This window comes from Thermodesulfovibrionales bacterium, assembly GCA_035686305.1.
GTDB lineage: Bacteria > Nitrospirota > Thermodesulfovibrionia > Thermodesulfovibrionales > UBA9159 > DASRZP01.
The window spans coordinates 1-4,796 of sequence record DASRZP010000055.1; the positions used below are offsets into that span (position 1 = coordinate 1).

At 52.9% G+C, this 4,796-nt stretch carries 5 protein-coding genes and 2 tRNA genes; 5 read left to right on the forward strand and 2 right to left on the reverse strand.

Annotated features, from left to right (window positions below):
* Window positions 1-59: 59 nt before the first annotated feature.
* A tRNA-Cys gene (locus VFG09_06935) sits at window positions 60-134 on the reverse strand.
* A 91-nt stretch (window positions 135-225) separates the two neighbouring features.
* Window positions 226-301, reverse strand: a tRNA-Gly gene (locus VFG09_06940).
* Window positions 302-388: 87 nt separating this feature from the next.
* Here VFG09_06940 and trpE point away from each other — a divergent pair.
* The 5 genes from trpE to VFG09_06965 are packed head-to-tail and all read left to right on the forward strand — an operon-like array spanning window position 389 to window position 4,352.
* Complete coding sequence (gene trpE, locus VFG09_06945) at window positions 389-1,876, forward strand: anthranilate synthase component I (protein HET6514881.1); 1,488 nt, start codon at window positions 389-391, stop codon at window positions 1,874-1,876.
* A 3-nt stretch (window positions 1,877-1,879) separates the two neighbouring features.
* Window positions 1,880-2,488 carry an aminodeoxychorismate/anthranilate synthase component II gene (locus VFG09_06950; GenBank protein HET6514882.1) on the forward strand — a complete coding sequence of 203 codons (609 nt, stop codon included), beginning with the start codon at window positions 1,880-1,882 and terminating at the stop codon, window positions 2,486-2,488.
* Window positions 2,485-3,495, forward strand: a complete 1,011-nt coding sequence (trpD, locus tag VFG09_06955) for an anthranilate phosphoribosyltransferase (protein HET6514883.1) — start codon at window positions 2,485-2,487, stop codon at window positions 3,493-3,495. The genes VFG09_06950 and trpD overlap by 4 nt, the downstream gene beginning before the upstream one ends.
* Window positions 3,496-3,553: 58 nt before the next feature.
* Window positions 3,554-4,027 (forward strand): toprim domain-containing protein, encoded by a 474-nt coding sequence (locus VFG09_06960; protein HET6514884.1) that lies wholly within the window; start codon window positions 3,554-3,556, stop codon window positions 4,025-4,027.
* Complete coding sequence (locus VFG09_06965) at window positions 4,008-4,352, forward strand: YraN family protein (GenBank protein ID HET6514885.1); 345 nt, start codon at window positions 4,008-4,010, stop codon at window positions 4,350-4,352. Before VFG09_06960 ends, VFG09_06965 begins: the two co-directional genes overlap by 20 nt.
* The last annotated feature ends 444 nt before the right edge of the window (window positions 4,353-4,796 follow it).

The window sequence follows — 4,796 nt, forward strand, 5'->3', positions numbered from 1 at the left end:
GAACATCTTGGCGAACAAGGATTCAACCTCATCCTCGAAGGCAGGGAATTCGCTGATATTGGAGGCGGCGAGCGGATTTGAACCGCTGAATAAAGGTTTTGCAGACCTCTCCCTTGCCACTTGGGTACGCCGCCGTAACCGTTACCTGGAATCAGGAACGCGTGATGAGATGAGCGACCCCTTTGTACACATCAGTCACTACCGATTACCCACCACGGTTCTTTATGGAGCGGGCGACGGGATTCGAACCCGCGACCCCAACCTTGGCAAGGTTGTGCTCTACCAGCTGAGCTACACCCGCAGATGCGTCCGTTTTTACTCTTGGAAAGAGCCTGTGCTATACTAGTCGGATATTGAATACTAAAGAATAGTCATCGTTTTTGTCAATATGGTTCATCCTGATCTCAGCGAGTTCAAGAGACTGTCAGGAGAGGGCAATCTCATCCCTGTCTACAGAGAGATCCTTGCCGATATGGACACTCCTGTCTCGGCCTTTCTCAAGATCGGCGGAAACCCTTCGTTTCTCCTCGAGAGCGTCGTCGGTGGAGAAAAATGGGCGAGATATTCCTTCATCGGCTCGAATCCGCTGAAGGTGATAAGAGGCTGGGGCAGGAAGATCGAGATACGGGAGACCGGCAGGAGACCGGTAGTCCTTGAGGCGGAAGACCCTCTTGCCGTGCTGAAAAAAGAACTCTCACGTTATAAACCCGTTTCCGTTCAGGGACTCCCGAGGTTTTCAGGCGGTCTTGTCGGATATATGGGCTATGATATGGTGAGGTTTTTTGAGAAGATCCCCGACATGAAGAGACCCGGCACTGACCTGCCCGATATGTTCTTCATGCTCACCGACACGATGCTCATATTCGACAGCCTGAAACAGAAGATAAAGATCGTTTCGAATGTCCACGTCGACGGCAAGGGTTCTCAGAAGGCTTATAGAGAGGCTGTCGAGAAGATTGACAACCTCACCGAGAAACTCACGAGGCCAAGGACCAGATACCTGAAACAAGAGACTCACAGAAGGAGCCCGAGGCAAAAGAGGTTCACCTCAAATTTCAGGACAAGGGAAGCCTTTGAAGACGCCGTCGCCAGGGCAAAAGAATACATTGCAGCAGGCGACATTTTTCAGGTTGTACTCTCGCAGAGGTTCGAGCGCACGTCTCATCGGGACCCCTTTGACGTCTACAGGGCATTACGGGTGGTGAATCCTTCTCCCTACATGTATTTTATCAATACGGGCGATGCAGAGATCGTCGGCTCTTCGCCAGAGGTCCTCGTGAGGCTTGAAGGGAGTAAGGTTGTGCTCAGGCCCATCGCCGGAACGAGGAAAAGAGGCGAGACAGAAGCAGAGGACGAGGCCCTTGAGGAGGAACTGAAAAGAGACCCGAAAGAGATCGCCGAACATATCATGCTTGTCGATCTCGGGAGGAACGACGTCGGCAGGGTCGCTCAAAAGGGCTCGGTCGAAGTTACCGAGTTGATGGCCATTGAACGGTACAGCCACGTGATGCACATGGTGTCGAATGTTGAGGGGGAACTCGAAGACGGCCTCGACGCCTTTGATGTACTGAGGGCATCCTTCCCTGCCGGAACAGTCACCGGCGCCCCAAAGGTGAGGGCGATGGAGATCATAGAGGAGCTCGAACCGACGAGGAGGGGGCCCTACGCAGGGGCGGTCGGATATTTCAGTTATTCAGGCAATATGGATACCTGCATTACGATACGGACGCTTATAGCGAGAGCCAACAAAATCTCTGTTCAGGCGGGAGCGGGAATAGTCGCCGATTCAAGCCCTGAGAAGGAATATGCTGAGACCGTCAATAAGGCAATGGGGATGATGGAGGCAGTCGATATTGCGGAGAGGGGATTGGCATAAGAGATGAAGAAACCTAAGGTGGAGGATAGAGGAAACATGCTCCTCATGATTGATAACTATGACTCTTTCACGTATAACCTTGTGCAGCACCTCGGCGAACTGGGAGGCGACGTCAGGGTATTCAGGAATGACAGAATCACCATCGAAGAGATCGAAGGGCTGCAACCTGAAAGGATCGTCATTTCGCCAGGTCCATGCACTCCCAAAGAAGCGGGCATATCGATAGCCGTTATAAATCATTTTTCGGGGAAGGTCCCCATCCTCGGCGTATGTCTCGGCCACCAGTCCATAGGGGCCGCTTTCGGAGGGGACATTATAAGGGCTCCGAAGCTCATGCATGGTAAGACGTCCATGATATACCATGACGGGAAGACGATCTTTGAAGATCTTCCGAACCCCTTTGAGGCGACACGGTACCACTCCTTGGTCATAAAGAAGGAGACCATGCCCGGTTGTCTTGAGATCTCGGCGTGGACAGAAGATGGAGAAATCATGGGGGTGAGACATAAGGAGTTTCTCGTTGAAGGAGTGCAGTTTCATCCCGAATCCATACTCACGAAGGTCGGGAAAGACCTGTTGAGAAATTTCCTTTCCCTTGGAAAAGGCCGATGATTAAAGAGGGGATACACCTTCTCGTACAGAATATCGATCTCTCAGAGGCTGAGATGGCCGAGTGCATGAAAGAGATCATGGAGGGCATGGCCACGGACGCCCAGATCAGCGCCTTCCTCACGGCCCTCCGCATAAAGGGCGAGACCGTCGATGAGATAACAGGAGCTGCCAGGGTCATGAGGAAGAAGGTAACCGCCATCAAAGCACCGGAAGGGGTCCTCGATACCTGCGGGACGGGCGGCGATATGTCCTTTACCTTCAACATATCCACGGCAACAGCCATCGTCGTTTCTGCAGCCGGTGTGCCTGTTGCGAAACACGGGAACCGATCGGTCTCGAGCAAGTCGGGCAGCGCTGATGTGCTTGAGTCCCTGGGAGTAAAGATTGATCTGCCGCCGGAAAAGGTTGAACGCTCGATCTTTGAGACGGGTTTCGGTTTTCTCTTCGCGCCGATCTTTCACCCTTCGATGAAATATGCAGTCGGCCCGAGGAAGGAGATCGGAATCAGGACGCTCTTCAATATCCTCGGTCCCCTGACCAATCCTGCCGGCGCGAGGAGGCAGATCCTGGGAGTCTTCACGGATAAGCTGACGGATACCCTTGCAACGGTCCTCGGGAACCTCGGCGCTGAAGATATCATGGTCGTGCACGGAGAGGACGGACTCGACGAAATTACGATCTCCGACGGCACAAGGGTTTCGAGGTACAAGGAAGGCACCTTGGATACCTCCTATCTCTCACCCGAGGACTTTGGGGTCAGGAGGGCCGATCTGAGAAGCCTCCTCGGCGGGGACAAAGATGAAAACGCAAGGATTCTGATCTCTGTCCTAGAAGGCGAAAAAGGTCCAAAACGTGATGTGGTGCTCATGAATTCTGCGGCAGCCCTTGTGGTTGCGGGATGGTCAGACAACCTCAGGGACGCCATGCTCATCGCGGCCGATATGATCGACACGGGCAAGGCCTTTGACAAGCTCGAGGAGATCATCAGGGTCTCGAATTCCCTGTAGAAGATCGGGTCGACCCTGATGTTGCAAACACGTAACCTCAACTCTGACAGGAGTCTTTATGATAAAGTCTCACAGCCGTGAATCCCACAAAGACCGCAAGCCCTTCAAGGTAAACTCTCATGGCCCGTCGCGCGGCGACCTCGAACGGGCATTGAAACTGAGGGAAGTCATGGAGGCCCTTTACGAGGCGAACAAGAATGTGCCTGTTATCGTGGAGGGGAAAAAGGACGCTGTGGCCTTGAGGAACCTCGGCCTCGTCGGCGAAATAATAACCCTCCACCGGGGCAACAACCTCTACGAATTTTGTGAAGACATATCGGAGAGCTTTCACAAGGTAATCATCCTTCTCGACTGGGACGACAAGGGCGAAGCCCTCTGTAAGACCCTCAGCACGAACCTGAGGGGACTCTGGGAGGAATTCTCGGGGTTCAGAGAGATCCTGAAGATCCTCTGTCAGAAGGACATCAAGGACGTCGAAGGCATTCCGAAACTCCTGAAAAACCTCGAGGGCGATGAAGCCTATCGGCAGTAAGGGGGAAGACCTCGCCGTTGCCTATCTGAAGAAGAAGGGGTACAGGATCCTTTCGAGGAACTTCAAGGCCCCTGTCGGCGAGATCGACATCATTGCCGAAGACGGGAACACCGTCGTCTTTGCCGAAGTGAAGACGAGAAGGGATACCACCTTCGGCCGTCCCTTTGAGGCGGTCGACTTCAGAAAAAGGGAGAAGATGAGGAAGGTCGCCCTCTGCTATCTCAAGTACTCGGGAAAGGAGATGCCCTCACGATTCGATGTCCTGAGCATCGATATGGATGGCGACAAAAGCAGGATCGAACATATCGTCGATGCCTTCGAGTGACAATTCGGTAAAATAGATGCTGCACCTTCGGCAGATCTCTTCTCTCTCGGACTGACCAGTTTTCCTCTCCATCATCTTTCTCGTGGCGACCCCTGAGGCCGCTCCATAGTCTCCAACTCTTGTCGATATCGCAATGGCAGGCAAAAACCAACCTTCCATGCCTTCCTGCCCACATCCGGCATGACCGACTTGACAAAGCATATGCTATTTTTTATAATGTGCATATGCACGAAATGGAAGATTTAAAGAAACGTGTCTCCCCGGTATAAAAAGCCGCGATTCTGCGGTTGCAAATTTAGAGGCAAAGCCTTTAAGCCGACCGGCATCCCGATGCCGGAATTGGAAAAGATCATTCTTTATAGGGATGAGCTTGAGGCCTTAAAACTGTGCGATGCCGACGACTTCACGCAGGAAGAGGCCGGAGAAAAAATGCGGGTGTCGCGG